Source organism: Streptomyces sp. NPDC058401 (assembly GCF_042722885.1).
GTDB lineage: Bacteria > Actinomycetota > Actinomycetes > Streptomycetales > Streptomycetaceae > Streptomyces.
Genome location: NZ_JBHXKA010000019.1, coordinates 14,322 through 41,229 on the forward strand (window position 1 = coordinate 14,322; position 26,908 = coordinate 41,229).

The 26,908-nt window shown below is 74.1% G+C and carries 25 protein-coding genes; 11 read left to right on the top strand and 14 right to left on the bottom strand.

Going from position 1 to position 26,908, the window contains the following annotated elements:
* Positions 1-2: 2 nt before the first annotated feature.
* The gene (locus ACFWNV_RS09855) at positions 3-1,541 is read left to right on the top strand and encodes a hypothetical protein (protein ID WP_383943222.1); all 1,539 of its coding nucleotides are present in this window, start codon (positions 3-5) and stop codon (positions 1,539-1,541) included.
* A 4-nt stretch (positions 1,542-1,545) separates the two neighbouring features.
* On the opposite strand, the gene ACFWNV_RS09860 is transcribed toward ACFWNV_RS09855, so the two are convergent.
* Together ACFWNV_RS09860 and ACFWNV_RS09865 are read right to left on the bottom strand one after the other, a co-directional pair.
* Complete coding sequence (locus ACFWNV_RS09860; protein ID WP_383943225.1) at positions 1,546-2,508, bottom strand: universal stress protein; 963 nt, start codon at positions 2,506-2,508, stop codon at positions 1,546-1,548.
* Between the two features lie 49 nt (positions 2,509-2,557).
* Complete coding sequence (locus ACFWNV_RS09865) at positions 2,558-2,914, bottom strand: hypothetical protein (protein ID WP_383943227.1); 357 nt, start codon at positions 2,912-2,914, stop codon at positions 2,558-2,560.
* 192 nt (positions 2,915-3,106) lie between these two features.
* Between ACFWNV_RS09865 and ACFWNV_RS09870 the strand changes: the two genes are divergently transcribed.
* Positions 3,107-3,556, top strand: coding sequence for a universal stress protein (locus ACFWNV_RS09870; protein ID WP_383943230.1), 450 nt, complete (start codon positions 3,107-3,109; stop codon positions 3,554-3,556).
* 100 nt (positions 3,557-3,656) lie between these two features.
* Here ACFWNV_RS09870 and ACFWNV_RS09875 read toward each other — a convergent pair whose 3' ends face one another.
* Both ACFWNV_RS09875 and ACFWNV_RS09880 read right to left on the bottom strand, forming a co-directional pair.
* Positions 3,657-4,637 carry a serine/threonine dehydratase gene (locus ACFWNV_RS09875; protein ID WP_383943233.1) on the bottom strand — a complete coding sequence of 327 codons (981 nt, stop codon included), beginning with the start codon at positions 4,635-4,637 and terminating at the stop codon, positions 3,657-3,659.
* A gap of 63 nt (positions 4,638-4,700) precedes the next feature.
* Complete coding sequence (locus ACFWNV_RS09880; RefSeq protein ID WP_383943236.1) at positions 4,701-5,345, bottom strand: TetR/AcrR family transcriptional regulator; 645 nt, start codon at positions 5,343-5,345, stop codon at positions 4,701-4,703.
* A 227-nt stretch (positions 5,346-5,572) separates the two neighbouring features.
* On the opposite strand from ACFWNV_RS09880, the gene ACFWNV_RS09885 reads away from it, so the two are divergent.
* From ACFWNV_RS09885 to ACFWNV_RS09900, 4 genes are all read left to right on the top strand, one after another.
* The gene (locus tag ACFWNV_RS09885; protein WP_383943239.1) at positions 5,573-7,288 is read left to right on the top strand and encodes a ricin-type beta-trefoil lectin domain protein; all 1,716 of its coding nucleotides are present in this window, start codon (positions 5,573-5,575) and stop codon (positions 7,286-7,288) included.
* A 119-nt stretch (positions 7,289-7,407) separates the two neighbouring features.
* Positions 7,408-9,735, top strand: coding sequence for an alpha-N-acetylglucosaminidase (locus ACFWNV_RS09890; RefSeq protein WP_383943242.1), 2,328 nt, complete (start codon positions 7,408-7,410; stop codon positions 9,733-9,735).
* Positions 9,736-9,955: 220 nt separating this feature from the next.
* Positions 9,956-10,153, top strand: a complete 198-nt coding sequence (locus ACFWNV_RS09895) for a hypothetical protein (protein ID WP_383943245.1) — start codon at positions 9,956-9,958, stop codon at positions 10,151-10,153.
* Between the two features lie 124 nt (positions 10,154-10,277).
* Complete coding sequence (locus tag ACFWNV_RS09900) at positions 10,278-11,897, top strand: molybdopterin-dependent oxidoreductase (RefSeq protein WP_383943248.1); 1,620 nt, start codon at positions 10,278-10,280, stop codon at positions 11,895-11,897.
* Between the two features lie 77 nt (positions 11,898-11,974).
* On the opposite strand, the gene ACFWNV_RS09905 is transcribed toward ACFWNV_RS09900, so the two are convergent.
* The 7 genes from ACFWNV_RS09905 to ACFWNV_RS09935 all read right to left on the bottom strand — a co-directional run bounded on the left by ACFWNV_RS09905 (position 11,975) and on the right by ACFWNV_RS09935 (position 19,283).
* Positions 11,975-12,943 (bottom strand): phosphotransferase, encoded by a 969-nt coding sequence (locus tag ACFWNV_RS09905; RefSeq protein WP_383943250.1) that lies wholly within the window; start codon positions 12,941-12,943, stop codon positions 11,975-11,977.
* Between the two features lie 37 nt (positions 12,944-12,980).
* Complete coding sequence (locus ACFWNV_RS09910; protein WP_383943253.1) at positions 12,981-13,997, bottom strand: iron-siderophore ABC transporter substrate-binding protein; 1,017 nt, start codon at positions 13,995-13,997, stop codon at positions 12,981-12,983.
* A 94-nt stretch (positions 13,998-14,091) separates the two neighbouring features.
* Positions 14,092-14,907 carry an ABC transporter ATP-binding protein gene (locus ACFWNV_RS09915; RefSeq protein ID WP_383943406.1) on the bottom strand — a complete coding sequence of 272 codons (816 nt, stop codon included), beginning with the start codon at positions 14,905-14,907 and terminating at the stop codon, positions 14,092-14,094.
* An 80-nt stretch (positions 14,908-14,987) separates the two neighbouring features.
* Positions 14,988-16,082, bottom strand: coding sequence for a FecCD family ABC transporter permease (locus ACFWNV_RS09920; protein WP_383943256.1), 1,095 nt, complete (start codon positions 16,080-16,082; stop codon positions 14,988-14,990).
* The gene (locus tag ACFWNV_RS09925) at positions 16,079-17,155 is read right to left on the bottom strand and encodes a FecCD family ABC transporter permease (RefSeq protein ID WP_383943259.1); all 1,077 of its coding nucleotides are present in this window, start codon (positions 17,153-17,155) and stop codon (positions 16,079-16,081) included. The genes ACFWNV_RS09920 and ACFWNV_RS09925 overlap by 4 nt, the downstream gene beginning before the upstream one ends.
* A gap of 185 nt (positions 17,156-17,340) precedes the next feature.
* A complete protein-coding gene (locus ACFWNV_RS09930; RefSeq protein ID WP_383943262.1) occupies positions 17,341-18,360 on the bottom strand; it encodes an exonuclease SbcCD subunit D in 1,020 nt (339 codons plus the stop codon).
* Positions 18,357-19,283 carry a hypothetical protein gene (locus tag ACFWNV_RS09935; protein WP_383943265.1) on the bottom strand — a complete coding sequence of 309 codons (927 nt, stop codon included), beginning with the start codon at positions 19,281-19,283 and terminating at the stop codon, positions 18,357-18,359. The genes ACFWNV_RS09930 and ACFWNV_RS09935 overlap by 4 nt, the downstream gene beginning before the upstream one ends.
* 201 nt (positions 19,284-19,484) lie before the next feature.
* Here ACFWNV_RS09935 and ACFWNV_RS09940 point away from each other — a divergent pair, with 201 nt between their 5' ends.
* Positions 19,485-20,057: a DoxX family membrane protein gene (locus tag ACFWNV_RS09940; protein WP_383943268.1), complete on the top strand. Its 573-nt coding sequence runs from the start codon at positions 19,485-19,487 to the stop codon at positions 20,055-20,057.
* Positions 20,058-20,267: 210 nt separating this feature from the next.
* Positions 20,268-21,347, top strand: a complete 1,080-nt coding sequence (locus ACFWNV_RS09945) for an alpha/beta hydrolase (protein ID WP_383943271.1) — start codon at positions 20,268-20,270, stop codon at positions 21,345-21,347.
* On the opposite strand, the gene ACFWNV_RS09950 is transcribed toward ACFWNV_RS09945, so the two are convergent.
* Positions 21,324-22,622, bottom strand: a complete 1,299-nt coding sequence (locus tag ACFWNV_RS09950) for a cytochrome P450 (RefSeq protein ID WP_383943273.1) — start codon at positions 22,620-22,622, stop codon at positions 21,324-21,326. The genes ACFWNV_RS09945 and ACFWNV_RS09950 overlap by 24 nt on opposite strands.
* A 167-nt stretch (positions 22,623-22,789) precedes the next feature.
* Between ACFWNV_RS09950 and ACFWNV_RS09955 the strand changes: the two genes are divergently transcribed.
* Positions 22,790-23,713 carry an SDR family oxidoreductase gene (locus ACFWNV_RS09955; RefSeq protein ID WP_383943276.1) on the top strand — a complete coding sequence of 308 codons (924 nt, stop codon included), beginning with the start codon at positions 22,790-22,792 and terminating at the stop codon, positions 23,711-23,713.
* Positions 23,714-23,761: 48 nt separating this feature from the next.
* Here ACFWNV_RS09955 and ACFWNV_RS09960 read toward each other — a convergent pair whose 3' ends face one another.
* On the bottom strand, positions 23,762-24,535 hold the full coding sequence (locus ACFWNV_RS09960) for a TetR/AcrR family transcriptional regulator C-terminal domain-containing protein (RefSeq protein WP_383943279.1): 774 nt from the start codon (positions 24,533-24,535) through the stop codon (positions 23,762-23,764).
* A 129-nt stretch (positions 24,536-24,664) separates the two neighbouring features.
* Between ACFWNV_RS09960 and ACFWNV_RS09965 the strand changes: the two genes are divergently transcribed.
* Both ACFWNV_RS09965 and ACFWNV_RS09970 read left to right on the top strand, forming a co-directional pair.
* Positions 24,665-25,105 carry a VOC family protein gene (locus ACFWNV_RS09965; RefSeq protein ID WP_383943282.1) on the top strand — a complete coding sequence of 147 codons (441 nt, stop codon included), beginning with the start codon at positions 24,665-24,667 and terminating at the stop codon, positions 25,103-25,105.
* Positions 25,102-25,722: a DinB family protein gene (locus tag ACFWNV_RS09970; RefSeq protein WP_383943285.1), complete on the top strand. Its 621-nt coding sequence runs from the start codon at positions 25,102-25,104 to the stop codon at positions 25,720-25,722. Before ACFWNV_RS09965 ends, ACFWNV_RS09970 begins: the two co-directional genes overlap by 4 nt.
* Before the next feature lie 91 nt (positions 25,723-25,813).
* Here the strand turns inward: ACFWNV_RS09970 and ACFWNV_RS09975 are convergent, their stop codons facing one another.
* The gene (locus tag ACFWNV_RS09975; protein ID WP_383943288.1) at positions 25,814-26,908 is read right to left on the bottom strand and encodes an enoyl-CoA hydratase/isomerase family protein; all 1,095 of its coding nucleotides are present in this window, start codon (positions 26,906-26,908) and stop codon (positions 25,814-25,816) included.

Here is a 26,908-nt window from a genome sequence, read left to right on the forward strand (position 1 = left end):
CGATGACCGAGAACACGATCCCGCACGCGACCCAGGTCCGCACCGCCGGTGAGGTGGCACGGCTGCTCGCCCGGCGACGTGCGCAGCCCGCCCTCGCCGCGGAGCACGAGGCGCTGACCGTGTGGCGCCCCTTCGAGGACGAGCTGCTCGTGTACTGGCTGCGCGGCACGGACGGCACCCGCGCGGAGGGCTCCGCCCTGCTCGACAGGTACGAGGCCCTCGCGGCGGCGCACCCTCTGACCGGCCGGCACCGCGACCCGCGGTCCAACGCGGCGATACTGCGCCGGGCCCTGGTGGAGCGGGTCTCGGGTCGCGAACTTCCGCCCGGGCTCGCCCGGTTGGCCCGCCGCGCCACGGCGTCGATGGTGAGCGCGCGCGGAGCGCCCGGTTCCGCCGAGCACACCCGACTGCGCGAGGATCAGGCCCGCCGCGCGGACCGGGCCGCGCACCACGAACTGGCCGCGCTGGTGAGCCGCCGCCTGGCCCTGTTCGACCCGGATGCGGGACTCTGCGACGTGGACTCGCCCGTCGCCCCGGTCACCGCCGAGGAAGCCCGGGAGACCGGCCTGCCCGCCGGGACCGTGATGCCCGAGTCCGTGCGCACCCTGGTCACCACCGCCCTGCGCGCCCCCGCGGCCGAGCTCGTCCGGCGGGGCGCCGCCACCTCCGCGGAGGACCTGGCAGCCCTGGCGGGGCCGCTCCTCGGCGGGGATCCCACCCGGGGACTTCGTCGGCACGCAGCCGACGGACCGGCGGAGTTGGCGCACGTCGCGGACGCCGAAGGCGCAGAAGACCCAGAAGACGCGGCCGAGGTACGGGAATCCGCGCGCGCCGCGCTGCGCCGGCTCGCCGTGTTCGGCCTGGAGTCCTTCCCCGGGGCCGACCCGACACCCCTGTTCCTCGCGAAGCTGGCCGCGCTCGCCGGCCGGGCCGGGCTCCGCGCCTCCTTCGTCCTGGAGCCCTACGCCGACACGTACACCGGGTCCGTGGCCGCGAGCGTGCTCCCCGCCGCCCGCGTCAGCGCGGAGCTGCTGCGCGGGACTCCGTACGCCCGCTACTACGGCATCGACTTCGTGGCGCTGCGGGAACTGGCCCGGACGGACGACCGCGCGGGCTTCGAGCGGCTGTGCGCCGAGCGCGCGGGCCTCTTGCGGCCCGGCCGCCGGCACCCCGGCCGCCGGCCTGAACGGCCGGGGCCCTCCCCGGCTTTGGCGAAGGATCCCGCGATGGTCGAGCAGGTGCGGATCCTCACCGCCGGCAATCTCGCGCCGCTGATCCGCGAGTTCGGCGTCGTTCCGCGCGCGGGCTGGGACGCCCTCGCCCGTGCCTCGTTCACCGAGGCACGCCGCCGGGGGACCAACCCGAAGCGCACGGCCCGCGCCTGGCGGCACCTGCTGTTCCACCTCTCGCAGTGCGAGGCCGACCGACGTGCGGACGTCCTCGACTGGATCGACGCCGAGACCGCCCGGCTGCCGGCCGGCAGCGCCGCCCGGCTCGCGCCCCTGATCGCGGACACCCGTAGCGCGATCGACGGGCGCTGAGGCGCTACCCCCGTACGGGAACCACCGCCACCGGGCACAGGGCGTGCAGGAGGACCGCGTTGGAGACCGAGCCCATCAGGAGGGAGTTGGCGCGCAGGCGGCGGCGGTGGCGGCCCACCACGATGAGGTCGGCCCGTTGGGAGGCGGTGACCAGGCGGCCGGCCGGGTCGCCGGGGGCGACCACCGCTTCGACGGTGACGTCGGGGTAGTGCCTGGTGAGGTACGGCTGGAGCCGGGTGCGCTGGTCCTCGGCGAGTTCCCGGGCCGTCTCCGTGGCCTCGGCGCCCGTGGTGCCCGGCGGGTAGCCGCCGCCGCGCTCCGCGACGAGGGAGCCGACCAGGGTGAGCGAGGACAGCGGGACCAGGTGCGTGGAGACGACCTGGAGGACGGCGTCCCGGCGGCGGGCCTCCGCGAAGGCGAAGTCGATGACGTCCTCGGCGGTTTCGTCGGGTGCCAGGCCCAGGACGATCCGGCGTTCGCCGCCGGGGGCCGGCGCCGCGGGGTCCTGCGTGACGAGGCGCGCGCTGTGCGGGACGACCACGACGGGGCAGGGCGACTGGGCCGCGCACACCCGGCTGTTGGAGCCGAGCAGCAGGCTGGCGAAGCCGCCGAGTCCGCGCGAGCCCATGACCAGGAGCTGGGCTCCCGCCGCGAGTTCGGTCAGGGTGGCGGAGGGGGTGCCGTCGCGGGAGACGTAGGTGACGGGCGGCAGGTCCTCGCGCCCGGCCAGCCGGTCCCGTGCCGCCCCCAGCACCGGATCGGTGTCCCAGGCGGGCGGCGGTACGAGGGCCTCCCCGGCGGCGTGGACCCGCGGGGCGTCCGGCCGTACGTGGGCCACGTGGAGCTCGGCTCCGCGCGTGCGGGCGGTGTCGAGGGCCCAGTCCAGGGTCCTCAGGCTGTGTTCCGAGCCGTCCACCGCGGCCAGGACGGGCCTGGCGGGGGTGGAACCGGCCGAGTTGGTCTGCATGCCTCCACCCTCCGGCGGGGCGGGGCCCGGCGGGCAGGGGCCGAAGGCCCTACTTCACGCGGTAGTCGGCCTTCTCGGCGAGCTTGCCGTCCTTGTAGCAGAAGCGCAGCACCGTGTCGCCGTTCCCGGAGTCGGACAGGTACCAGGAGCACTGGCTGCCGGCGGGCACGGCGGGGCCGCCCTCCTTGAGGGCCGAGGTGACGAAGGTGTCGCCGGACGGCAGCTTGGCGCGGACGTCGGTCTCGGAGTCGCCGACGCTGACGGCCTCGTACACCTTCTGGTCGACGAGGGTCTTGCCGGCCACGTCGATGACCTTGCCCACCCCGAACAGCAGCGCCACGAGCAGTCCGATCCCCAGCACCCCGGCCACCGCACAGCCGATCAGACATCCCTTGCGTTGCGCCACGTCGAACTCCTCGTTCCCCTGCGTTCCTCTGCCTGCTTACCGGCTCGTCCCCCCGACTCTCGCAAGCAGGGGTGTCCCCTGCTGTTCTCCAAAGTCTCGGGTCCGCGCAACGATCGTCGTTCGAGGTCGGACCGGGTGCGGCGTGTATACAGGGATGAGAACGATCATTCGGACGAAACGTGAGGAACCACCGTGAGCCAGAACACCGAGCCTCTGATCGTCGTCGGCGTGGACGGTTCGAACCACTCGAAGCAGGCCCTGCGCTGGGCCGTGGCCCAGGCGAAGGCCATCGGCGGCCGCGTGCACGCCGTGATGAGCTGGGAGTGGAACACCAACCCCTTCGGCATCAGCCCGGCCGAGCAGACCGAGCTGGTCCACGCCGAGGACGCGGCCCGGCAGAAGCTCGCCGACACCGTCGCGGAGTCGGTCGGCACCTCGCCGGGCGTTCCGGTCTTCCGCCGGGTGGAGCAGGGCTCGCCCGCGCAGGTGCTGGTGGAGGCCTCGAAGGAAGCGGCGCTGACGGTCGTCGGCACCCGCGGCTACGGCGGCATCAAGGGCGCACTGCTGGGCTCGGTGAGCCAGCAGGTGGTGCAGTACGCGGCCAGTACGGTCGTCGTGGTCCGCGAGGACGGCTCCGCCTGAGCGGATCCGCCTGAGGGGCGCAGTCTGAGGGGCGCAGTCTGAGGGACGCCCTCTCAGTGCCGGTTCCGCCCGCGTCGCGGGCCGGCCGCGGGCCGGCCGGTCAGGACGGCGCCGCGCCCAGGTCGGCCGGGTCGGTGTTGGCTCCGCAGAGCACCACGGCCACCCGCTCGCCGAGCGGTCCGGGCGCGGTGCGTACGGCCGCCAGGGCGGTGGCCGCGCCGGCTTCGACCACGATGCGGTGCTCGTCCCAGAGCGCGCGCCGGGCGGCGGTGATCGCCGCGTCGGGGACCAGGACCGATGTGGCGTTCGCCGCCTGGACCGCCGCCAGCGCGTCCGCGGACACCCGGGTGGCTCCGAGGGAGTCGGAGGCCACCGAGTCCACCGGGACGTCCACCGGCCGGCCGGCTTCGAGGGCCGCGTTCAGGGCCCGGCAGTTCTCCGGCTCGACCGCGACGACCCGTACCCCGTGTTCCCGGGCGGCGGTCGCGATGCCCGCGAACAGCCCGCCTCCGCCGACCGCGACGACGACCGTGTCCAGGCCGGGCAGGGCGGTGCGGATCTCGTCGAGCAGGGTTCCGGCGCCGGCGGCGATGAGCGGGTGGTCGTACGCGTGGCTGCTGAGCGCCCCGCTCCCGGCGGCGAACTCCCGGCAGGCGGCGAGCGCTTCGGCGTACCGGTCGCCGACGAGCCGTACGTCGGCCCCGTAGCCGCGCAGCCGCTCCACCTTCACGCGCGGGGCCGTGGCCGGCAGGAACACGGTGGCGGGCACTCCCTCGGCGCGGGCCGCCCAGGCGCAGGCCAGCCCGGCGTTGCCGCCGGAGGCGATGGTGACCCCGACGTCGGGGAGGGTGCCGGCCGCGCGGTGGGCGGCGAGGAAGTTGCGGGCGCCGCGCGCCTTGAAGGAGCCGGTGTGCTGGAGGTACTCCAGGGCGTACGAGATCCCGTCGCCCGCCGGTATCACCGTGACGGGCCGCACGGCCCCGGCGATCCGGTCGGCGGCGGCGCGCACGGCGCCGTAGTCAAGGGGCACCGCGTCAAGGGGCACTGCGTCAAGGGCCACCGTGTCGAGCTGCTGTTCCATGGACCCGTACTCCTGTCGTCGTCGTTCGAAACTCTCGGTGAGCCCGCTGGGAACCCTGCGGGCTCAGGCTCCGGCGGGGCGGTTCGCCTCGATCAGCTGGCGCAGGGCGCCGTAGTACACCTCGTGGTCGGTCAGGGCGGGCAGTACGTCGGCCAGCCCGCCCGAGAGCACGGGGAACTCGGCGGGGTCCAGGGCGGCCAGTGCCCCGCGCGAGGCGGCGGTGGCGGCGGCCGGGTCCCGGTGGTCGACGAAGGCCGCGCTGCCCAGGGTCAGCAGGTACATCCGGCGGTACGCGGTCATCGCCTCGGCGGGGGTCATCCCGGCGGCCACGCTGTCGGCGAGTGCTGGTTCCACGAGCCGGGCGAGCAGCTGCCGGCCGAGCCAGGGGCGGCCGCCGCGCAGGATCATGAGCCCGGGGTGCGCCGAGAGCAGCCGGTACAGGGCGGTGAACCGCTGCTCGGTGGCTTCGGCCCAGCCCACCGCGGCCGGGATCTCGGGGAGCTGGGCGGCGAGGTGTTCGGTGCAGAGGTCGAGCAGGCCGGCGAGGTCGGTGCACCGGCGCTGGACGGTGGCGTGCGAGACGTCGAGCTGCTCGGCGAGCGCGCGGAAGCTGAGCGCGGCGGGGCCCCGCTCGTCGAGGATCCGCAGGGCGGCGGCGGCGATCGTCTCGGGTGTGGCGCGGTCCAGGGCGGCTGATCTTCTCGGCATGAGATACACCGTATCAGCCAGCGTCACATCCACTGCCACATCCACTGTCACATCCGTCGTAACAGCCGGCGTCACATCCGCCGTACCGTACGGCGCATCCACCCCTTCGCACGGTGCGACTACACCCATATTGCTGGTCATTGATCAATAACCCCCGACTTATGTTGACAGCGGGTAGTCACACCGCTGCACTGAGCCCTCGACAGCCCCCACGTCAAGGAGACTCCGTGCCGCCTCGCCTGCGTGCGTCGCTCCCCTGTCTGACCGCGGCCGCCCTGCTCGCCCTCGCGCTCTGCCCCGCCCCGGCGGCGGCCGAGCCCACCGCGACCTCGGACACCCCGCTCGCGCTCACCCCGCCCATGGGCTGGAACAACTGGGCGCACTACATGTGCGACATCGACGAGGCCAAGGTCGTGGCGAACGCGGACGCGCTCGTGGCCACCGGCCTGGCCGCCAAGGGCTACGACACCGTCACCATCGACGACTGCTGGATGACCAAGAGCCGTGACGCGGACGGCAGTCTGGTCGTGGACACGGAGAAGTTCCCGCACGGGATGGCCTGGCTCGGCGCGTACCTGCACGCGAGGAAGCTGAAGTTCGGCATCTACCAGGACGCCGGCTACCTCACCTGCGAGCGCTACCCCGGCAGCGGCTCCCCCGAGGGCGGCGGCCCCGACCACTACGCCCGCGACGCCCGGCAGTTCGCCTCCTGGAAGGTGGACTACGTCAAGATGGACGGCTGCAACCTCTGGGTGCCCGAGGGCAAGACCAAGGAGCAGGCCTACCGGGACGCGTACAACTCCGTGGCCAGGGCGCTGCGCGGCAGCGGCCGGGACATGGCGCTGTCCGCCTCGGCGCCCGCCTACTTCCAGCAGGGCGAATGGGGCGGATCCGACTGGCACAAGGTGATCGACTGGGTCGGCGAGACCGGCCAGCTGTGGCGCGAGGGCCGGGACATCAAGGTCTACAAGCCGACCGCCCCGGACACCTCGCGGTGGAGCTCGGTCATGGGCAACTACGGCTACAACCGCTGGCTCGGCCGGTACGCCGGCCCCGGCAACTGGAACGACCCCGACTTCCTGATCGCGGGCGCCCCCGGACTCACCGCGGCGGAGAGCCGCAGCCAGGTCGGCCTGTGGGCCATGATGGCCGCGCCGTTCATCCTGTCCTCGCAGGTCTCCGAGCTCTCCGCGGACGGGCTCGCCGCCCTCGGCAACACCGATCTGATCGCCCTGGACCAGGACCCGATGGGCCGTCAGGGCGCGGTGGTCTCCTCGAACGCCACCTTCGACATCCTGGTGCGGCCGCTGGCGAACGGGGACCGTGCGGTCGCCGTGCTCAACCGGTCCGGCGCCGCCCGCGACATCCGCGTACCGCTCGACGAGCTCGGGCTGGACTCCTGCACCGTCGAGGCGAAGAACCTGTGGACCGGTGAAAGCCGTGAGCTGTCCGACACGTTGACCGGAACGCTGGCCGCGCACGACACCGGCGTCTGGCGGCTCACCCCGCGCACCGGCTGCGCCGAGGCCGTGCCCACCGGGCAGATCGCCGGCCGGGGCTCCGGCACGAGCGCCGCCTGCGCCGACGGGGCGAACACCACCGGCGTCGGCGCCGTTGTCATGGCCGCCTGTACGGGAGCACCCGACCAGCGCTGGACCCTCGGCCGGGACGGCGCCCTGCGGCTGGCCGGTGCATGCCTGTCGGCAGGCGAGGAGGGCCTCGTGGAGCTGGCCGACTGCTCGGGCGACCGGCGGCGCCGCGAGCCGGGCCGGAGCTGGACCCCGCGCCGCGACGGGGCCCTGGTCGAGGAGGCGAGCGGGCTCTGCCTGACGGCGCCCGCCCCCGCGGCCACCCCCGTCGAACCGGGCACCCCCGCCGAGCGGCTGCGGCTGACGCCCTGCGGCGACCACCAGGTCGACCAGGCGTGGGCCCTGCCGGTCTGACGGCCCGCCCCATGGGGAAGCCGACGAGGCACCAGACGAGGAAGCACCCACCCACCGAGCCGAGCGAGCCGGCCGCAGCGCCTGAGCCGGCGGAGCCGACAGAAGCAAGGACGACGCGCATGCCGGTCCCCCTCCCACGACGCGGCCGGGCCGCCGCCCGGCGGGCGCGCCGCCGGGTCACCCTGGCCGCGCTCCCCGCGGCCCTGCTCACCCTGACCGTCGCCGCGGCGGCCCCCGGAGCGACCTCCACCGGCGGAGCGACGGGGCTCGCCGCCCAGCCCTCCGCCCAACCCGCCGCCCAGCCCCCCGCCCACTCCCCCGCGGCGGCTCCCCCGGCCCGGCCGCGGGTCTTCGACGCCGCCCCCGCGCGGGCCTCCCTGCAGCGGCTGCTGCCCCGCCATGCCGGGCAGTTCACGCTGGTGCCCGACGCGGGAGCCGGGCCCGACACCTTCACCGTGTCCGGCACGGCCGGGGCGATCACCGTCCGGGGCTCCACCGGAGCCACCCTGCTCACCGGGGTCGGCTGGTACCTCCAGCACGTCGCCGGAGCCGACATCGGCTGGCCCGGCGACAGCATCGGCCTGCTGCCGGCCGAGCTGCCGGCGGTGCCCTCCCCGGTCACCCGCAGCGCGCAGGTGGCGCACCGGTACGCGCTGAACGACACCGACGACGGGTACTCCGGCCCGTACCGCACCTTCGAGGAGCACCAGCGGCAGATCGACCTGCTCGCGCTGCACGGCATCAACGAGGTGTTCGTTCAGGTCGGCGCCGAGTACCCGTACTACCGGGCGCTCCAGCGGTTCGGCTACTCCGCCGCAGAGCTGCGGGAGTGGATCCCCGGCCCCGGTCACCAGAGCTGGTGGCTGCTGCAGAACCTGAGCGGCTTCGGCGGCCCGGTGTCCGAGGAACTGATGCGCGGGCGCGCCGAGTTGGGCGGCAAGATCACCGAACAGCTGCGCGGCCTCGGCATGACCCCGGTGCTGCCGGGCTACTTCGGGACGGTGCCGCCGGCCTTCGCCGGGCACAACCCGGGCGCGGTGACGGTTCCGCAGGGCGACTGGGCGGGCTTCGAACGGCCCGACTGGCTGGACCCGATGTCGCCGCCCTTCGCCCGGCTGGCCGCCGCGTACTACGCGGAGCAGCGCGCGGTGTTCGGGGACAGCACGATGTACCGGATGAGCCCGCTCCACGAGGGCGGCCAGACCGGATCGGTGGACGTGAAGGCCGCCGCCGGGGCGGTGCAGCAGGCCCTGTGGGCGGCGCATCCGGGCGCACTGTGGGCGGTGCTGGGCTGGCAGGACGATCCCACCAAGGAGCTGCTGGCCGGGGTGGACACCTCGAAGCTGCTGATCCTGGACGGGCTGTCCGACCGCTACAACCGGCTGGACCGCGAGACCCGTTGGGGCGGAACCTCGTACGCCATCGGCTCGATCTACAACTTCGGCGGGCACACGACGGTCGGCGCCAACACCTCGGTGTGGATCGACCGGTTCCAGTCCTGGCGCACGAAGCCCGACAGTGCGCTGACCGGCATCGCCTACCTGCCCGAGGCCACCGGGACCAACCCGGCGGCCTTCGACCTCTTCACCGACCTGGCCTGGGAGCCCGGCCCCGTCGACCAGCGGAAGTGGTTCGCGGACTTCTCGGCCCGCCGGTACGGGGCCCCGGACGCCCAGGCCGCCGCGGCCTGGGAGGAGCTGCGCAAGGGCCCGTACAGCACCTCCTCGGGGCTGTGGTCGGAGTCCCAGGACAGCCTGTTCACCGCCCGGCCGAGCCTGACGGCCGTGGGGTCGGCCTACTGGAGCCCCAAGGCGATGCGGTATCCGGCGGGTTCGGTGCGCCGGGCCCTGGACCACCTGCTCAAGGTGGACCCCCGGCTGCGCGGCTCCAGCGCCTACCGCTTCGACCTGGTGGACACCGCCCGGCAGGCCCTCGCCAACCACTCGCGGGTACTGCTGCCCGAGATCAAGGCGGCCTACGAGGCCCAGGACCTCGCCCTGTTCCGCGAGCTGACCGCCGACTGGGCGCACTGGGAGCGGCAGTTGGACGCGCTCGTCGGCTCCGATCCGAACTTCCTGCTCGGCAACTGGCTTTCGGCGGCCCGCTCGCACGGCGCGGACCGGGCCGAGCAGGACCGGTACGAGTACGACGCCCGCTCGATCCTCAGCGTGTGGGGACGGCAGAGCACCAGCGAGGGCGGCTTCCTGCACGACTACGCGAACCGTGAATGGAGCGGCCTGATCAGCGAGTTGTACGCCCGGCGCTGGTCCTCCTACTTCGCCTCGCTGGAGGAGGCGCTGGTGCGGCGCGCCGCACCGAGGGCGGTCGACTGGCACGCCTTCGAGGCCGACTGGGCCAAGCTCACCACCCGCCATCCGGCACGGCCGAGCGGTAACCCGTACACCTTGGCGGCCGGCATCGCCGCCACTCTCCCCCAGGTCAACTGACTTACACCACAAGGAGGGTGGGGGTCTCCCGATGAGCCGCCGCTCACCCTCCGGGGGAAGGCTCCCCACCCGCCCGGGGGACAACCGGGCCGGACGGCCGCCGCTCTAGCGCGGCACCGGGTTCACTGAAGGACACTGCCGGAAACGGATCAGGGGCGGTCGCCGGAGCACTCCGGCGGCCGCCCTTTCCGACGCCGCCAACGCCGGAAGGACGCCCGCCATGTCCGAGACCGACCCGCACCGCACCTCAGCGACCCTGACGCTGGAACTTCTCACGCTCCTCACCGACGGGATCGTGGAGCTGCGCAAGCGCCGGCAGCTCGCCACCCACCGGACGGCGGGCCCGGCGGATCCGGAGAGCCGCCTCGCGGCCATGGCCCGGCGGGCCGCGGAGCGGGCCGGACACCCGCTCGCCTGAGGCCCGGGCCCCGTCGGCCCCGGCCCCCGGCCCCCGGCCCGCCCGAGGCGCAGACCCCCGGTTCGGAGGCACCCTGGTACCTGGGGGGATCCATCCCACCGAGCGGGGCGGACGGTGACTCCGCATGATCCGCAGCATCCGTACGAGAGCCGGAAGGGCCGGTCCGGGAAGGCCCGGCGGCCGGTACGCGCTCGGCGCCGTCAGCGGACTGCTCGCCGCCTTCGCCGGGCTCGCCGTGGCCCGGCTGGCCGCGGCGGCCGTCCGGCCCGAGGCGGCCCCGCTCACCGCGGTCGGCGGGGCCGTGGTCGACGCGACCCCGGCCGCCGTCAAGGAGTGGGCGGTCCGCCGGTTCGGTACGGACGACAAACTGGTGCTGACCCTGGGCATCGGCGCCGTGCTGGCCGCCGTGGCGATCGCGGCCGGGCTGCTCGCCGTACGCCGCCCGGCCGCGGGCACCGCCCTCGCGGCCGCCTTCGGCGCGCTCGGCGCGACGGCCGCGCTCGGCCGGCCGGAGGCCGCCTGGCAGGACGCACTGCCCTCGCTGGCGGCCGGGTGCGCCGCCGCCGGAGTGCTGTACCTGCTGGTCAGAGCCATCCCACGACCCCGTCCACAACCCCGTCCGCAGCCCTCCGGAGCGGGCCCGCCCGGAGTCATGGACCGGCGCGGATTCGGCCGCCTCGCCCTCGCCACCCTGGCCCTCTCGGCCGGAGCCGGGTACGCCGGGCGGCGGCTCGGCGCCTTCGGGGACGCGGGAGCCACGGCCTCGCGGGCCGGGCTCGTCCTTCCGCGGCCCGCCGTGCCGGCCCCGCCCGTACCGGCCGGATCGGATCTGCGGATCCCCGGGGCCGGCCGCTTCATCACCCCGAACCAGGCGTTCTACCGGGTGGACACGGCGCTGGTCGTCCCGCGCGTGGACGCGGACACCTGGCGGCTGACCGTGCACGGGGAGGGGGTCTCCAGGCCCCTCACCCTCGGCCTGCCGGAGCTGCTCGCCCGGCCCCTGGTCGAGCACGACGCCACCCTCACCTGCGTGTCGAACGAGGTCGGCGGCCCGTACGCGGGCACTGCCCGCTGGCTGGGCGTGCGCCTCGCCGATCTGCTCCGCGAGGCGGGGGTGCGGCCGCCCTCGCAGGGCGGCCGGGCCGACCAGCTCGTGGCGCGCTCGGTGGACGGGATGACCCTCGGCACCCCCGTCGAGGCCGTGATGGACGGCCGGGAGGCGCTGCTGGCGGTGGGGATGAACGGCGAGCCGCTCCCCTTCCGGCACGGTTTCCCCGTCCGGATGATCGTCCCGGGGCTGTACGGGTACGTCTCCGCGTGCAAGTGGCTGCGCGAGCTGCGGCTGACCACCTTCGCCGCGTACGACGCCTACTGGGTGCGCAGGTCCTGGGCGCAGCAGGCCACCGTCAAGACCCAGTCGCGCATCGACACCCCGCGCGCCTCCGCCGAGGTCGCGGCGGGCCGGGTGGCGGTCGCCGGGGTGGCGTGGGCGCAGCACCGGGGCATCGCGCGGGTCGAGGTACGGGTGGACGCGGGCCCGTGGCGGGAGGCCCGGCTCGGGGTGGCGGACGGGGACGACACCTGGCGCCAGTGGGTGTGGCTATGGGAGGCGGCTCCCGGCGGGCACACCCTGGAGGTCCGCGCCACGGACCGCACGGGCGCGGTACAGACGGGGGAACGCGCCGGAACCCTCCCCGACGGGGCCACGGGCCGGCACACGGTGACCGTCCGGGTCCGGGACTGAAGGCCGTTGCGGGCCATTGCGGGCCGTTGCAGACGGCCGGGCCCGGGCCCGGCTCAGGACCCGACTCAGGACCCGACTCAGGACCAGCCCGTGCGGTGCCGGAGCCAGCTGAGCGTGGCGTCTGCCGTCCGGGCGTGGTGGGCGCGCAGGGACGGGTCCGCGGCGGGCGGCGGCCGGTGTGAGCACGCGGTCCAGAGTCCCGCCAGGCCCGCGGCGAACCCGGTCAGCACCGCGGGGTCCGCGGGCCGTGGCAGACGGGCGGTCGCCTGCTCGGCCTGGGCCGGGGTGTGCCCGCCGAGGATCAGCTGGGGAACCAGTACGGCGGCGTCGATCCAGGCCGCCCCGTGGAGCCGGTAGGACCAGTCGACGAGCACGACCTCGCCCCCGGCGCTCCCGTCCGCGACGCGCCCGTCCGCGGGGCGGTGGAGCATGTTGGCGGTGTGCAGGTCCCAGTGGAGCAGCGTGTCGCCGTGGGAGGCGGGCCACCAGTCCCGCTCGATGGCCGCGAGCCGGTCCAGACGGCGGCGGGCCCAGGGGTCCAGGCCGGCGGGCGGGGCCGTGCGCAGCGCGGACCAGCCGGTCAGCCACGGTCCCACGACGCGCACGGCCGGCCGGGTCCCGCCCACGGGTGACGGGGTGAGCCGGCGCAGGGCCGTCTCGACGGCGGCCACCGCCCGCTCGGTCCCGGCGGCCCCCGGGGCGAGGACCGGATGGGTGCCCGGTACGTCCTCCAGGCACAGCCACCACCAGCCGCCGGATTCCTCGGGCGCGGCGGTCCACCACACCCGGGGTCCGATGCCGGCGGGCAGGGCGGTGGTGACGGCGATCTCGTCCGCGTACCGGGGGGCCCAGGGGTGCGCGGCGTGGATTCCCTTGAGGAACACCCTGCGCCCGTCGGCCAGCAGGAGCCGGGACGCCAGACCGGGGCTGAACCCGTCCCCGCACGACCGGGCCCGGGCGACTTCGGCGCCCAGTTCCCGTTCGACGTGGGCCCGTACCTCCGGGCTCAGGGAGCCCCAGGCGGGTCGGACGGTGGCCGTGGACATGCGGGGCTCCCCAGCGGGTCGGTTCTGCTGCCCGGTGCTACTTCAGGGCCTTGGCGATCTCGGGAACGACCTGGTCGAGGGCGTACGAGACGGAGAGGACGGAGTCGGTCGCGAAGGCCGAGCTCAGGGTCGACTCGGGCTCGAAGACGAGGTCGTGGCCCGCCTTGACCACGGGGATCTCCTTGAAGAGTGCGTCGTCCTTGGCCTTGGCCGCGGGCACGCCGATCGGGACCATGATCATGAGGTCGGCGTCGAGCAGGTCCAGCTCCTCGCGGGAGATCTCGGTGAAGAAGGAGCCGCCCGCCTTGGCGTCGACCTTCGGGTTGTTCTTGAAGCCGAGGCGTTCCAGGAAGTCGACGCGGCCGCTGCCGTGGACGTAGGCCCCGTAGCCGACGCTCGTGAGGGAGCCGGCGGTGACGGTCTTGCCCTGGAACTCGGGGTGCTGCGCCACGGCGGTCTTGAACTTCGCCTCGACGCCGTCGACCAGCTCCTTGCCCTTGTCGTGCAGGCCGAGCGCGTCGGCGACCATCCCGGTCTGGGTCTCCCAGTTGGTCAGGTACTGGTCACCGCCCTTCGGGACCCCGATGGTCGGGGCGATCTTGCTGAGGGTGTCGTAACGCTTCTGGTCGCCGCTGGACTTGGTGTCGAGGATCAGGTCGGGCTTGAGGGCCGCGATCTTCTCGTACTCGGGCTCCATGGTGCCGATCTTCTCGGGGCTCTTGGTGTAGAGGCCCTTGGCCCAGGGGCCGGTGCCGTCGCCGCCGAAGGCGAGCCAGTCGCTGGCACCGACGGGCTGTACGCCCAGGGCCAGCGCGGTCTCGGCGTCGCCCCACCCGAGGGCGACGACCCGCTGCGGCTTCTTGTCGACGGTGATCTCGCCGAACTTGGTGGCGACCTTGGCGGGGAACCCGGCGCCGCCGGCCGCCGGACCGGCGGCCTTGTCGTCCTTGGAGCCGGCGGAGCACGCACCGAGGGTGGTGGCCAGGGCCATCGCGGCGGCGAGTGCGATCGCGGTCTTCGTACGGCGGGTTCGGGGCGCGGCGGTGCGGGTCATACGGGGTTCAACCTCGTTCGGATCGTGAGAGGGGGGTCGTGCGGTGCGGGTCGTGCGAGGACGGGAGGCCGCCGAAGGACAGCTCAGGGGCGGGTCAGGGGCTGGTCAGGCCGGTGCGGTGGCGGCCGATGGGAACGATCAGCGGGGTGCCGGAGACCGGGTCGGGGACGAGCGTGCAGCTCATGCCGAAGGCGCGGGTCACCAGTTCCTCCGTGACCACTTCGGCGGGTGGGCCCTCGGCGATGACCCGGCCGTCGCGCAGCGCGACGATGTGGTCCGCGTAGCGGCAGGCGAGGTTCAGGTCGTGGAGGACGACGGCGATGGTGGTGCCGTGGTCCTGGTTGAGGTCGACGAGGAGGTCGAGGACGTCGAGCTGGTGGCTCACGTCGAGGTAGGTGGTGGGCTCGTCGAGCAGGAGGATCTCGGTGCGCTGGGCGAGGGCCATGGCGATCCAGACGCGCTGGCGCTGGCCGCCGGAGAGCTCGTCGACGGAGCGGTCGGCGAGTTCGAGCACGTCGGTGGCCAGCAGGGCGTCGGCGACGGCCGTGTCGTCCTCTGAGGTCCACCGCCGGAACCAGCCCTGGTGCGGGTAGCGGCCGCGGCCGACGAGGTCGGCCACGGTGATCCCGTCGGGGGCGACGGGGGTCTGGGGCAGGATGCCGAGGCGCGCGGCGACCTCGCGCGTGGCCAGGGAGTGGATGTCCCGGCCGTCGAGCAGGACGCTCCCGGAGAGCGGGGGCAGCAGCCGGGCCATCGAGCGCAGCAGCGTGGACTTCCCGCAGGCATTGGGGCCGACGATCATCGTGATCCGGCCCGGCGGGATGTCGAGCGTGAGGCCGTGGACGATCTCGCGGCCGTCGTAGCCGAGGCGGACGTCACGCGTTCCCAGGGTGGGTCCGCCGCAGGGCATGTCTGTTTCCTTGTCGTCCGTGCCGTCCGTGCCGTCCCTGTCGTGAGGGGTGGCGGGCGGCGGCGTGGGGGCCGTACGGGTCATCCGAGGCGCCCCGTCCTGTTGGCGCGGGCCAGCAGCCACAGCAGGTACGGGGCCCCGATGAGGCTGGTGACGACGCCGACGGGGAACTGGCTCGACCAGAGCAGGTGCTGCGCGGCGAAATCGGCGACGGCCACCAGCAGCGCTCCGGTGAGCGCGGCCGGGACCAGGGCCGCACCGGAGGCCGGGGCGAGCCTGCGGGCGATCGGGGCGGAGACGAAGGCGACGAACGCCACGGGACCCGCGGCGGCCGTGGCGACGCCCGCGAGGGCCACCGCGCAGCCCAGCAGGGCCAGGCGCGAGCGGGCCACCGGGGTGCCGAGGCCGGCGGCGGTGTCCTCGCCGAGGCGGAGCGCTTCCAGGTCCCGGGCGGCCACGGCGGTGAGCGGCAGCAGCACGAGGAGGGCCCCGAGGAGCGGCCACAGCTGCGCCAGGGAGCTTCCGTTCAGGCTCCCCGTGAGCCAGAGGAAGGCGTTCTGGGCAGCGGTCACCTGGGAGCTGGTCAGCAGGTAGGAGGTGATGCTCGACAGGGCGGCCCCGATGCCGACTCCGACGAGGACGAAGCGTGCCCCGGAGACGTGCCCGCGGCGGGCGAGGGCGTGGATGAGGGCGGCGCTGAGCAGGGCTCCGGCCAGCGCGGCCGCCGACAGTGCGATACCGCTGAGCGCGAACCCGAGGGAGGCCAGGACGGCCGCCGCGCTCGCGCCCTGGCTGATCCCGATGACGTCGGGGCTGGCGAGGGGGTTGCGCAGCAGGGCTTGGAAGAGGGCTCCGGACAGGCCGAACGCGGCGCCCACGAGGAGACCGAGCAGCACCCGCGGCAGGCGCAGTTCGACCACGATGAAGTGGGCCCCGGGGTCGGCCGTACCCGTGAGGGCGGCGATGACCTCGCGCAGCGGTACGGCGAGGTCGCCCACGCAGAGGGCCGCGCAGAACACGGCGATGACGGCGGCCGTCAGCGCGAGCGTGACGGTGCGGCCGCGGGTGCGCCGCGCCCGGCGGAGCGTACGCAGCGTGGCGGCGGCCCCGGCCCGCGAAGCGGGGTCGGTGCGGGGCGCGGGGGTGTCCGTAGGGAGGGTCGGGGAGGCGGTCACAGCCCGGCCGCCTTGCGTCGGCGGACCAGCAGGACGAAGGGGACGGCGCCGATCGCGGCCGTCACGATGCCGGCCTGGACCTCGCCGGGCCGGGCGATCAGGCGGCCGGCGATGTCGGCCACCAGCAGCAGCACCGGAGCCGCGAGGGCGCTGTAGGGGAGGATCCAGCGGTGGTCGGGGCCGGTGCACAGCCGCACGGCGTGCGGGACGACGAGGCCGAGGAAGGCGATGGGGCCGGCGACGACGGTGGCCGCTCCGCAGAGCAGGACCACGACCACCGCGCACAGCGCCCGGGTCGGGCCGACGCGCTGGCCGAGGGCCCGGGCGATGTCGTCGCCGAGGGCGAGGGCGTTCAGCCGCGATCCGAGGGCCAGCGCGATGAGGGCGCCGACGGCGATGAACGGCAGGGCCTGCCACAGGACGGCGGGGTCGCGTCCGGTCAGCGAGCCGACCTGCCAGAACCGGTACTGGTCGAAGGACTTGGAGTCGGTGAGCAGCATGGACGTGGTCAGCGACAGCAGGGCGGCGCCGGTCGCGGCGCCGGCCAGGGTCAGCTTGACGGGGGTGGCTCCGTCACGGCCCATGGAGCCGATGGTGAAGACGAGGAGGGAGGCGACGAGGGCCCCGAGGAACCCGAACCAGATGTAGTGGGCGGGGTCCGTCATGCCCAGGACGCTGAGGGCGAAGACGACGGCCGCGGAGGCACCCGCGTTGACGCCGAGGATGCCCGGGTCGGCCAGGGGGTTGCGCGCGATGCCCTGCATGACCGTGCCGGCCAGGCCGAGGGCGGCCCCGGCGAGGAGCCCGGCGGCCGTACGCGGAATCCTGACTTCCAGCAGGATCAGCTGGGCCTTGTCCGTCCGGTCGGGGTGGAGGAGCGCGGGCAGCAGGTCGGCGGCCGCGACGCGTCCGGAGCCGGTCATCAGGCTCGCCCAGACCACGGCGAGGAGCAGGGCCGCCAGGGCGACGAGGCCCAGCGACCGCAGGAGCGTCGTCCGGTGCCCGGGGCGGCTGGCGCCGGCGGCGGGAGCGTCGCCCGCGGCGGGGGTGGCGGCGGGGGTGGGCCTGCTCATCGGGGGATCCGCGATGGCCGCGTCTTGGGCGCGGCGGTGTCCACGCATGCCTCACCTGTCCCTTTGCTCGGGCAGGCAGCGGCCGACCACTTTGCGTTCGAATGGAGTAAGGCGACCCTAACAATGCCTTTTGGGGGGCTGCGCGGGCTTTGGTCCCGTATTTCGAGCCGTTGTGCCCTGCCCGGTCAGCAGGAGGGGGCCGCACCCCCGGCTGCCGGTCCCTCGGCCGGGCAGACCATGGCGGCCGGGCCGGCCAGGGCGCGGGCCTCGTGGAGCAGGGCGGGCGGGGTGGCGGCGCTGAGGGTCCATATGATCGCGCCGCCGTCCGAGGGCTCCGGGACCGAGGCGAAACGGTCCTTCAGCTCGGCCTCGGCGGTCTCCGTGTACGGGAGGTGGAGCGTCTCGTAGCGCACGGGTGCCGTGTCCACCGGGAGGATCCCGATCCGCCGGCCGCTGCCCGGGCCCCGGTCGGGGCCCTCGATCAGCAGCTCCATGAAACCGCGCCCGCCCGCCTCCGCGGGGCCGCGGGCGTGCGTGTTGCCCGGGTAGGCGGCGAAGGGGCCGGCGCCGGGGACCAGCCGGTGGTGGACGTGGCCCAGGGCCCAGTAGTCGTACCCGGCGCGGGCCAGCGTCCGCGGGTCGGCCGGTGCGCAGATCCGGCGGCTCCAGGCGCCGTGCAGGCTGGTGTGCAGCAGCCCTATGTTGACGGCGCCGGGGGTCGCGCGCGGGAAGCCGGCCGCGAGGTCGCGGCGTTCGTCGGGCTCCCCCACCGACTGGCCGTGGACGGTGACGCCGAGCTCGGGCCAGGGCACCGACTCGGGAGCGTCGGCGCCGAGCCAGCGCACCGAGGGCGGGAGGTGCAGTTTGTGCGGCAGCGGGGTCTCGGCGTCGTGGTTGCCGGAGACCACGACCGTGCGCAGGCCGGCCTCGTGGAAGGCGCCGAGCGCGTCCTGGCAGGCGGCCAGCGCCCGGGCGTCGCAGTGGCGGCGGTCGAAGACGTCCCCGGCGATGAGCACCCCGCGGTAGCCGCCCTCGACGATGCGGCGCACGGCCGCGCGCAGGGCCTCGTACGGGGCTTCGCGCCGGTCCATCGCGGGCGCCCCGGGGTAGTCCGCCAGTCCGCGCAGGGCGGAGCCTATGTGCAGGTCGGCCAGGTGGGCCAGGCGTATCGGCGCGGTCGCCGGCGCGGCCCGGGAGGTGTTCACCGGCCGAGGATGAGGTCGGTCTTGAAGGCGTCCCGCTCCAGCAGCCAGCCCTCGGCGCGGAGCTTGCCCATCAGGTCGGAGCGCAGCTCGACGGCGTCGCGCAGGGTGCGTCCCTTGGCGGTGATCTCGGCGAACCAGGCCAGCTCGCCGGAGGCGGTCCGCAGCCGGCTGACTTGCGTCTCCATCGCGTGATCGAGCATCCGGCCAGGGTAGTTGGCCTGTCTTACGGGACCGTGGAGTCGGGATGAAGCGGTGACCGACTCCGCCCAACCGGCAGGTTTCGCAGCCCACTTGGCGAGTTTTCCGGGGAGCCGGTCCAGCACGAGGGCGCGGGAGGCGTCGAGCCCGGGCAGTTCGCCGGGCGCGAGGCCGGGGACCGGCCGGCACTTCTTGTTGGTGAAGTCGAGGGTGGCGCGGGTGTGACTGAGGTTGACCTGGACGGAGTAATTGCCGCCTTCCGCGCAGAAGTTGTGCACGGAGGCCCGGTCCATCACCCGCCGCACCTCGGCCGGGTCCGTGCCGTCGCCCTCGATGTCGAAGCGGGCCTTGTAGGCCAGGCGGATCCGGTTCTCGTCGTCGTGGCGCCGGATGCGGACGATCCACCCCTGCCCGTTCAGGCTGCGCCCCGCGTCGTCCATGTACTGGGCGACCTCGAAGCGGCCGGGCGCACCGAGGGACAGCGCCGCGGCCGCGGCCGCCGTGGGCAGGCCGTCGGCGTCGAGCACCCGGTCGGGGTCGACCAGCAGCTTGACCTGATAGCCCGCGCGCACCGGAGCCGCCGACGGCATCCTGGTGCGCACCGCGGAACGCATCCGGCGGCTCGCCGCCTTCTGCGCGCTCTGCGCCTTCTGGGCGCTCTGCGCCTTTTGGATCTTCTGCGCGTTCTGCGTTTTCTGCGGTTTCCGCATATCCCCGTCGATCATGCCTCATACGGCACCAGATCGCCCGAAAGCCCCGGAACCGTGCAGGTGAACAGGCGGTGAATCTACCCCAGGACCAAGGTCCTGACCTGTGGGGTCTCACGACCCCCCGGCTCGGGATCTTCGCCGCACGTTCACGCTGGATGAAGATCGTAGATTGTGAATGCATTCACAAGATCCTGGCAACGGACAAAGGTGCACGTCATGGCCACTCTGCTCACCCCTTCCCGCAAGATCACCGCCCCCGGCCCGGCCGCGGAGGCACCCGGAAGTGAGAGCGGTCCCACACCCGCGCTGCCGGCCCGCATCGCCCTCGCCGCCCTGCGCGTGCTGGTCGCCTGGACCTTCATCTGGCCCTTCCTGGACAAGCTGTTCGGGCTCGGATTCAGCACCCCGTCGGCCAAGTCCGTCATCAACGGCGGCTCGCCGACCGAAGGGTTCCTGCTGCACGGGACGAAGGGCCCCTTCGCGCACACCTTCGACTCGGTAGCCGGAGCCGGCTGGCTTGACCTGATCTTCATGACGGGCCTGCTCGGCATCGGTCTGGCGTTCCTGCTCGGCATCGGCACCCGGATCGCCGCCGTGTCCTGCGCGATGATGATGGGCTTCATGTGGCTCGTCACGATGCTGCCCGCGACCAACCCCCTCACCGACGACCACTGGATCCTCGCCGTGGCCGGAGCCGTGGTGGCCACGACCGCCGCGGGCAACCACTTCGGGCTCGGCCGCGCCTGGCGCCGGACCGCGCTGGTCCGCCGGTACCGCTTCCTCATCTGAGACCGGACCGGGACCGGCGCCATCCGTCACCGCTACCGGCACCGGTACCGGTACCGGCACCGACTCCGCCCCGAACCGGGACCGGCGCCCCGTCCGGCACCACCGGCCCCGACACGATGCGCACCGCCCTCCCCCGGGCGGTGCGCATCGTAGATTTGACGTAATGTCCGGAATTCTCCATCATTCCGTCGCACGTCAGGAGCCGGCGCAGTGGAGCTGACCAGTACGTCGTTCCTCATCACGCTGATCGTCGTCACCGGGCTCGCGATGCTCGCCGCGCTGCTCCTGTGGAACCGGATCCCCGGCCCCGGCTGGGTGCGCTGGCCCGCCCGGCTGCTGATGATCGGCCTGTGCCAGCTCACGGCCATCTGCGTGGTGGCCACCTGGATCAACGGGAGCTACGGCCTCTACTCCTCGTGGGACGACCTGCTGGGCACCGAGGCCGGGCAGAACGACTCCGCCATGACCGGGCCGCCGCTCGGACGGGCCAAGTTCACCCTCGGCGGCGACGGCACCCGCACCACGTACTTCCGCGGCTCCCACTCGAAGCTCGCCGGCCAGGTGATCGTGTGGACTCCCCCGGAGTACGACGCCCCCGGCGCGGAGAAGACCCGGTTCCCCGTGCTGATGCTGCTGCACGGCTATCCGGGCTCGCCCCGCTCCTGGCTCGACATCGGCGACATGCCCGGCGCGCTGGAGCAGCTCGTCCAGCTCGGCGCGGCGCACCCGTTCATCCTGGTGATCCCCGACCTGTACCCCGGAGGCGTGAACACCGACTGCACGGACACCCCGAAGCGCAAGGTGGCGAGCTGGCTCGCGGAGGACGTCCCGGACCTGGTCGCCAAGAACTTCCGCACGCTCCCCGAGCCCAAGGGCTGGGGGCTGATGGGCATTTCCACCGGGGCCTTCTGCGCGGCCAAGCTGCCGCTCCAGTACCCGAAGACGTTCCGGGCCGGCGCGGCCCTGGACCCGGATCCGCTGACGGGCGACCCGGACGTGCTGTCCGATCCGGTGCTGCGCGAGCGCAACAGCCCGATGTGGCTGGTCACTCAGGCGAAGCGCGACAAGAACACCGACGTCGGGCTGTTCCTGGCCACCTCGGCGCAGGACAAGGACAGCCCGCCGCAGCAGCTGGCCGACTTCGCCAAGGCGGCTCAGGATTCCGGTATCCGGGTCAAGACCCTGGTCCGCCCTCAGGGCGGGCACAACTTCCAGACCTGGATCGCCATGTACCCCGACGCTCTGGGGTGGCTGAGCACGGAGATCTCACCGCCCGCCGAGGCCCCGTAGGCGGACCGGCAGGGACTCGACGCTGTTGCCTATGAAGCTGCGCTGGTGCGGGAGTTCGGCTTCGGGGACGGCCAGGTCCAGCTCCGGGAAGCGGGTGAAGAGGGCTTCCAGGGCGATGGTGGCCTCCAGCCGGGCGAGCGGGGCCCCGACGCAGTAGTGGGCGCCGTGTCCGAAGGCGAGGTTGCGGGCCGCGGTGGGGCGGGTCAGGTCGAAGCGGTCGGCGTCCGGGCCGTGGAAGGCCTCGTCGCGGCCGGCCGCCGAGTAGCCGGCGAGGACCGGGGTGCCCTGCGGGATCACGGTCCCCTCGATGGTCAGGTCGCGGGTCGGGTAGCGGAACGGGAACCAGCTGACCGGGGCGTCGAAGCGCAGGGTCTCGTCGACCACGTCCGACCAGGTGGCCTTGCCCTCCAGGACCAGCGCGAGCTGGTCGCGGTGGGTGCACAGGGCGCGTACCGCGTTGCTGATCAGGTTGAGGGTGGTCTCGTGGCCCGCGACGAGCATCAGCCGCATGGTGCCGGTGAGTTCGGCCTCGCTGAGCCGGTCGCCGTCGCCGTCGCGGGCGGCGATCAGGGCGCTCGTCAGGTCCTCGCCCGGATCGGCCCGGCGGATGGCGGCGATGGCGCCGATCAGCTCGACGAGCTCGCGCAGGGCCGCCATGACCTCGGCCGGGGGCGTGTCGGTGGCGACGATGACGGTGTTGGACAACGCGTGCAGCCGCCCCCGGTGTTCGGGGTCCACTCCGAGGAGCTCGCAGATCACGCTCATCGGGAGCGGCAGCGCGACGTGCGTGCGCAGGTCCGCCACCCCGTCCGGGGAGGCCTCCGCCGCCCGCTCCAGGTCGGTCAGCAGCCCGGCCGTCAGTTCCTCGATGCGGGGGCGCAGCCGCTCCACCTGCCGGACGGTGAAGGCGTTGCCCACCAGGGAGCGCAGCCGGCGGTGGTCGGCGTCGTCGGCGGTGTGCATGCCCTGGGCGTTGGCGAAGACGCGCAGCGGCCAGTCCGCGGGGATGGTGCCGTCGTGCAGGGCCGGGAAGTGCCGGGCGGCCTTGGCCACATCGGGGTGGGCGATGAACTCCTTCAGCGCCTCGTGGCCGAGGACCACCGCGCCGGGAACGCCGCCGGGGAGCACCACCTCGGCGACGGCGCCCTGCGCCCGCAGCCGGGCGTTGAGGGCGTGCGGGCAGCCGCCGGCGGGGTCGATGACGTACGGGGTCGGGGACGGGAGCGTGGACGAGGGCGTCGGCTCGGACGCCTGCGCGGCGGGGTCGGTGGACAAACCTGTCTCCTGACAATACGAACGGACCTGGGCCAACAGTGCGGCCTCGGGGGCCGGTTGTTCAAGGCCGCGCCCGCCCCGTCTCACGGATCCGCGGGCGCGGTCTCACGGATCCGCAAGCGCGCCGCACCGTCCCCGTCGCGTGCGGGCGTCGTAGGGTCGCGTTCATGGCGGAGGCAGAGCGAACTCTCGAAGGCAAGGTGGCCCTGGTGGCCGGGGCGACCCGCGGAGCGGGCCGGGGCATCGCGGTCGCGCTGGGGGCCGCGGGCGCGACGGTGTACGTGAGCGGGCGCAGTACCCGGGGCAGGCGCTCGGAGTACGACCGGCCGGAGACGATCGAGGAGACGGCCGAGCTGGTCACGGCGGCGGGCGGACGCGGAATCCCGGTGGTAGCCGACCACTTGGTGCCCGAACAGGTCGAGGCGCTGGTCGGGCGGATCGACGCCGAGCAGGGCCGGCTCGACGTGCTGGTGAACGACATCTGGGGCGGCGAGCGGCTCTTCGAGTGGGAGAGCACGGTCTGGGAACACGACCTGGACAAGGGGCTGCGGCTGCTGCGGCTGGCCGTGGAGACCCACGCGGTGACCAGCCACTACGCACTGCCGCTGCTGCTGCGCGAACCGGGCGGACTGGTGGTGGAGATGACGGACGGCACGGCGGAGTACAACGCGAGCCGCTACCGGGTCTCCTTCTTCTACGACATCGCCAAGTCGGCCGTGCTGCGCATGGCGTTCGCGCTCGGACACGAGGTGGGCCCGCGCGGAGCGACGGCCGTGGCACTGACCCCGGGCTGGCTCCGGTCGGAGATGATGCTGGACGCCTTCGGCGTCACCGAGGCCACGTGGCGGGACGCGCTGAAGACGGTCCCGCACTTCGGCATCTCGGAGACCCCGCTCTACGTGGGCCGGGCGGTCGCGGCCCTGGCCGCCGACCCGGAACTGTCCCGCTGGAACGGGCAGTCGCTCTCCAGCGGGCAGCTCGCCGGGGTCTACGGCTTCACTGACGTGGACGGCAGCCGGCCGGACGCCTGGCGGTACATGGTCGAGGTGCAGGACCCGGACCTCCCGGCGGACCCCACCGGGTACCGGTAGAGCGCGCCTCCGGGACCGGGCCGGACGGGACCGGGCCGGACGGCCCGGTCAGCCGCGCTCCAGCAGCCGAGCGATCCCGTCGAGGACGCAGCGCAGGCCGAAGTCCCACACGGTCTCGGGGCTGTACCCGCCGACCGCGCTGCCGACCCGTCCGGCGAGGGGGTAGCGCTGCGGGTCCATGGCCCGCTCCAGCAGCGGGGCGCTCAGCTCCCACCACTCCTGGTCGCTCTGGCGGGCGTTGTGCGCGGCGGTGTCGGCGGCGGCCAGGGCCTGCGCGTGGACGAAGCCGAGGAGGTGGGTCAGGGCGGCGTCCATCTCCACGTCGGTGAGGCCGATGCCCTCGAAGGCCGCGAGCTCGTACTCGTACTTGCCGATCACCCCGGGGCCCAGCGGGGGGCGGGTGACGGACAGTTCGGCGATCCACGGGTGCCGCAGGAACAGCGCGCGGTTGTCCTCGGCGACCCGGGTGACCTGCTCCCGCCAGGACCCGTCGGGGTCCGGCTCGCCGCGGCGGTCCATGGCGAGGTACGCGGCGTCCAGCATCAGGTCGAGCAGCTCGGCCTTGCCGGGGACGTAGACGTAGAGGGTCATGGGGGTGACCCCCAGCCGCTGGGCCAGTGCCCGCATGGTCAGCGCGGCCAGCCCCGACCGGCCCTCCAGCCCCGCCTCGTCGGCCAGCGCGATCGCGCCGTCGACGACGGCGTCGACGGTCAGCCCCTGCCGGGGCCCGCGCCGCCCGCTGGGCGCCCCCTGCCCCGGCTCGCGCCACAGCAGTTCCAACGTGCGGACGGGATCGCCCGCACCGCTCCGGTCCGTGCTCACTCCCGGCCCCTTCCCGCTCCGCCGCCTTCCGGCAGTCCGCTCGCCCCATCTTCGCCCACACTTAATTCTCTACAGCGTATAGAATACTATGTATAATAAAATTCCGAGCCACGGCACCAGGAGGACCCCATGCGCATCACCGACACCGCCATCTGCCTCACCGTCGAGGACGCCACCACCTCGTCCGCCTTTCTGATCAGGCATTTCGGGTTCAAGGAGACGATGGCGGCCGACGGGTTCGCCTCCCTCTCGCACCCCGACGGCCCGAACGTGATCTTCGTGCGGCGCGGCCTGGAGGTGCTCCCCGAGGATCTCCGCGAGCAGCGCGCCGCCGGAGTCCTGCTCGCGTTCACCGTGGCCGATCTGCCCGCCGAGTACGAGCGGCTGCGCTCCGAGGGCGTCCCGATCGTCATGGAGCCGCGCGTGGAGCCCTGGGGCGAACGGCTGTTCCTGGTCGCCGACCCCAACGGTGTGATCATCGAACTGGTTGACTGGGTGGAAACGCCCACCACCGAGGCTGCCGGTACCACCGGGGCCGCCACCGCCGAGGACAGGAGCACGCTCCGGTGACCCCACCCCGTCTGACCCCCCTGCTGGACCAGTTCGCCTTCGCGCGCACCCGGCTCTCCGACCGCATGGCCGGGCCCGTCATGGACAGCGGCGACGGGACGGACACCGAGGTCGGCGGCGCGCTGACGGACGAGGAGTACCTCTGGGAGCCGGTCCCGGACTGCTGGTCCGTGCGGCGGCGCGCGGACGGGCCCGGACCGCGGGCGACCGCACTGGCCGGCGCGGGCGACTGGGGGCGCGATGCCGCGGCCTATCCGCACCCCTGGCCGCCGCCGTTCACCACCATCGCGTGGCGGCTGAGCCACCTCACCGAGATGCTCGCCCTGCGCGCCGACCACACCGCCGGGAGCCGCACGCTGACCCGGGCCGACCACCCCGTCGAGGGCGGGGCCGCGGGCGCGCTCGCGGGCTTCGACTCCGCCGCGGCGGCCTGGCACGGCGCGCTGCTGGGCGTCGACGAGGCGGCCCTGGACACCGTGGGGTACTGCAGCTACCCGCACGGCAGCGACGCGGAGGAGCCGTTCGCCGACATCGTCTGGTGGGTCAACCAGGAACTGCTGCACCACGGGGCCGAGATCGCCCTGCTCCGCGATCTGTACCGCGCGCGGCGACCGTGACCACGGCCTCCCCGACCCGGCGACCGTGACCCGGCGGCCCTGACCCGGCGGCCCTGACCCGGCGGCCCCGCTCACCGGGGACGGCCCCGGGTCACCCCGCGGCGATCCCGGGGCCGTCCCCGGTGAGCGGGGCGAAGAAGCGGGCCACGTCCTGTGCGGTGACCTCGCCGAGGGTGGCCGGGGACCAGCGCGGGCTGCGGTCCTTGTCGACGACCTGCGCCCGGATGCCCTCCACCAGGTCGGGCGAGGTCAGCGCATTGCAGGAGACCCGGAACTCCTGTTCCAGCACCGGCTCCAGCGCGCCGAGGGCGGCGGCCCGGCGGACGGCCTCCAGGGTCACCTTGAGGGCGGTCGGGGACTTGGCGAGGATCGTCCCGGCGGCCTCCTTCGCCTCCGGGTCCCCGTAGCCGAGCAGCCGGTCCACGATCTCCTCGACGGTGCCGGCCGCGTAGCAGTGGTCGATCCAGACCCGCCCTTCGGCCAGCGCTCCGGGCCCGGGCTCGGCGGCGTACCGCCCCAGCACCTCCCGGGCCGGGGATCCGGCGAGTTCGGCGGTCAGCTCCGGCAGCCGTTCGGCGGGTACGAAGTGGTCGGCGAGCCCGCACAGCAGGGCGTCGGCGGCGCCCACCGCGGAGCCGGTGAGGGCGAGATGGGTGCCGAGCAGGCCGGGTGCGCGGGCCAGCAGGTGGGTGCCGCCGACGTCCGGGACGAAGCCGATGCCGGTTTCGGGCATGGCGACGCGGGAGCGTTCGGTGACCACGCGGACGCTGCCGTGCGCGGACACGCCGACTCCGCCTCCCATCACGATGCCGTCCATGAGGGCGACGTAGGGCTTGGGGTAGCGGGCGATGTACGCGTTGAGCCGGTACTCGTCGCGCCAGAAGGCGGCCGAAGCCCGCGTCCCGGCCTTGGCGTCGTCGTGGATGGCCCGGATGTCCCCGCCGGCGCACAGCCCCCGGTCGCCCGCACCGCGGATGAGCACCTGCTCCACGCCCGGATCCCGCTCCCAGCCGGCCAGGGCCCCGGCGATGCGGAGCACCATGGGGTGGGTGAGGGCGTTGAGGGCCCTGGGGCGGTTGAGGGTGATCACCCCGGTGCGGCCTTCGACGGCGCACAGGACGGTGTCGTCGGCGGCTGCGGAGTCGGGGGTGTCGGCGGTGTCGGGAGTGTCGGCTTTGGCGGTCAC

What these genes read in the sequence shown, in the direction of transcription:
- ACFWNV_RS09855 (WP_383943222.1), top strand. Translation starts at nt 3, where the DNA reads ATGACCGAGAACACGATCCCGCACGCGACCCAGGTCCGCACCGCCGGT.
- ACFWNV_RS09860 (WP_383943225.1), bottom strand. Translation starts at nt 2,508, where the DNA reads ATGCAGACCAACTCGGCCGGTTCCACCCCCGCCAGGCCCGTCCTGGCC.
- ACFWNV_RS09875 (WP_383943233.1), bottom strand. Translation starts at nt 4,637, where the DNA reads ATGGAACAGCAGCTCGACACGGTGGCCCTTGACGCAGTGCCCCTTGAC.
- ACFWNV_RS09880 (WP_383943236.1), bottom strand. Translation starts at nt 5,345, where the DNA reads ATGCCGAGAAGATCAGCCGCCCTGGACCGCGCCACACCCGAGACGATC.
- ACFWNV_RS09890 (WP_383943242.1), top strand. Translation starts at nt 7,408, where the DNA reads ATGCCGGTCCCCCTCCCACGACGCGGCCGGGCCGCCGCCCGGCGGGCG.
- ACFWNV_RS09895 (WP_383943245.1), top strand. Translation starts at nt 9,956, where the DNA reads ATGTCCGAGACCGACCCGCACCGCACCTCAGCGACCCTGACGCTGGAA.
- ACFWNV_RS09900 (WP_383943248.1), top strand. Translation starts at nt 10,278, where the DNA reads ATGATCCGCAGCATCCGTACGAGAGCCGGAAGGGCCGGTCCGGGAAGG.
- ACFWNV_RS09905 (WP_383943250.1), bottom strand. Translation starts at nt 12,943, where the DNA reads ATGTCCACGGCCACCGTCCGACCCGCCTGGGGCTCCCTGAGCCCGGAG.
- ACFWNV_RS09910 (WP_383943253.1), bottom strand. Translation starts at nt 13,997, where the DNA reads ATGACCCGCACCGCCGCGCCCCGAACCCGCCGTACGAAGACCGCGATC.
- ACFWNV_RS09915 (WP_383943406.1), bottom strand. Translation starts at nt 14,907, where the DNA reads ATGCCCTGCGGCGGACCCACCCTGGGAACGCGTGACGTCCGCCTCGGC.
- ACFWNV_RS09925 (WP_383943259.1), bottom strand. Translation starts at nt 17,155, where the DNA reads ATGAGCAGGCCCACCCCCGCCGCCACCCCCGCCGCGGGCGACGCTCCC.
- ACFWNV_RS09935 (WP_383943265.1), bottom strand. Translation starts at nt 19,283, where the DNA reads ATGATCGACGGGGATATGCGGAAACCGCAGAAAACGCAGAACGCGCAG.
- ACFWNV_RS09940 (WP_383943268.1), top strand. Translation starts at nt 19,485, where the DNA reads ATGGCCACTCTGCTCACCCCTTCCCGCAAGATCACCGCCCCCGGCCCG.
- ACFWNV_RS09955 (WP_383943276.1), top strand. Translation starts at nt 22,790, where the DNA reads ATGGCGGAGGCAGAGCGAACTCTCGAAGGCAAGGTGGCCCTGGTGGCC.
- ACFWNV_RS09965 (WP_383943282.1), top strand. Translation starts at nt 24,665, where the DNA reads ATGCGCATCACCGACACCGCCATCTGCCTCACCGTCGAGGACGCCACC.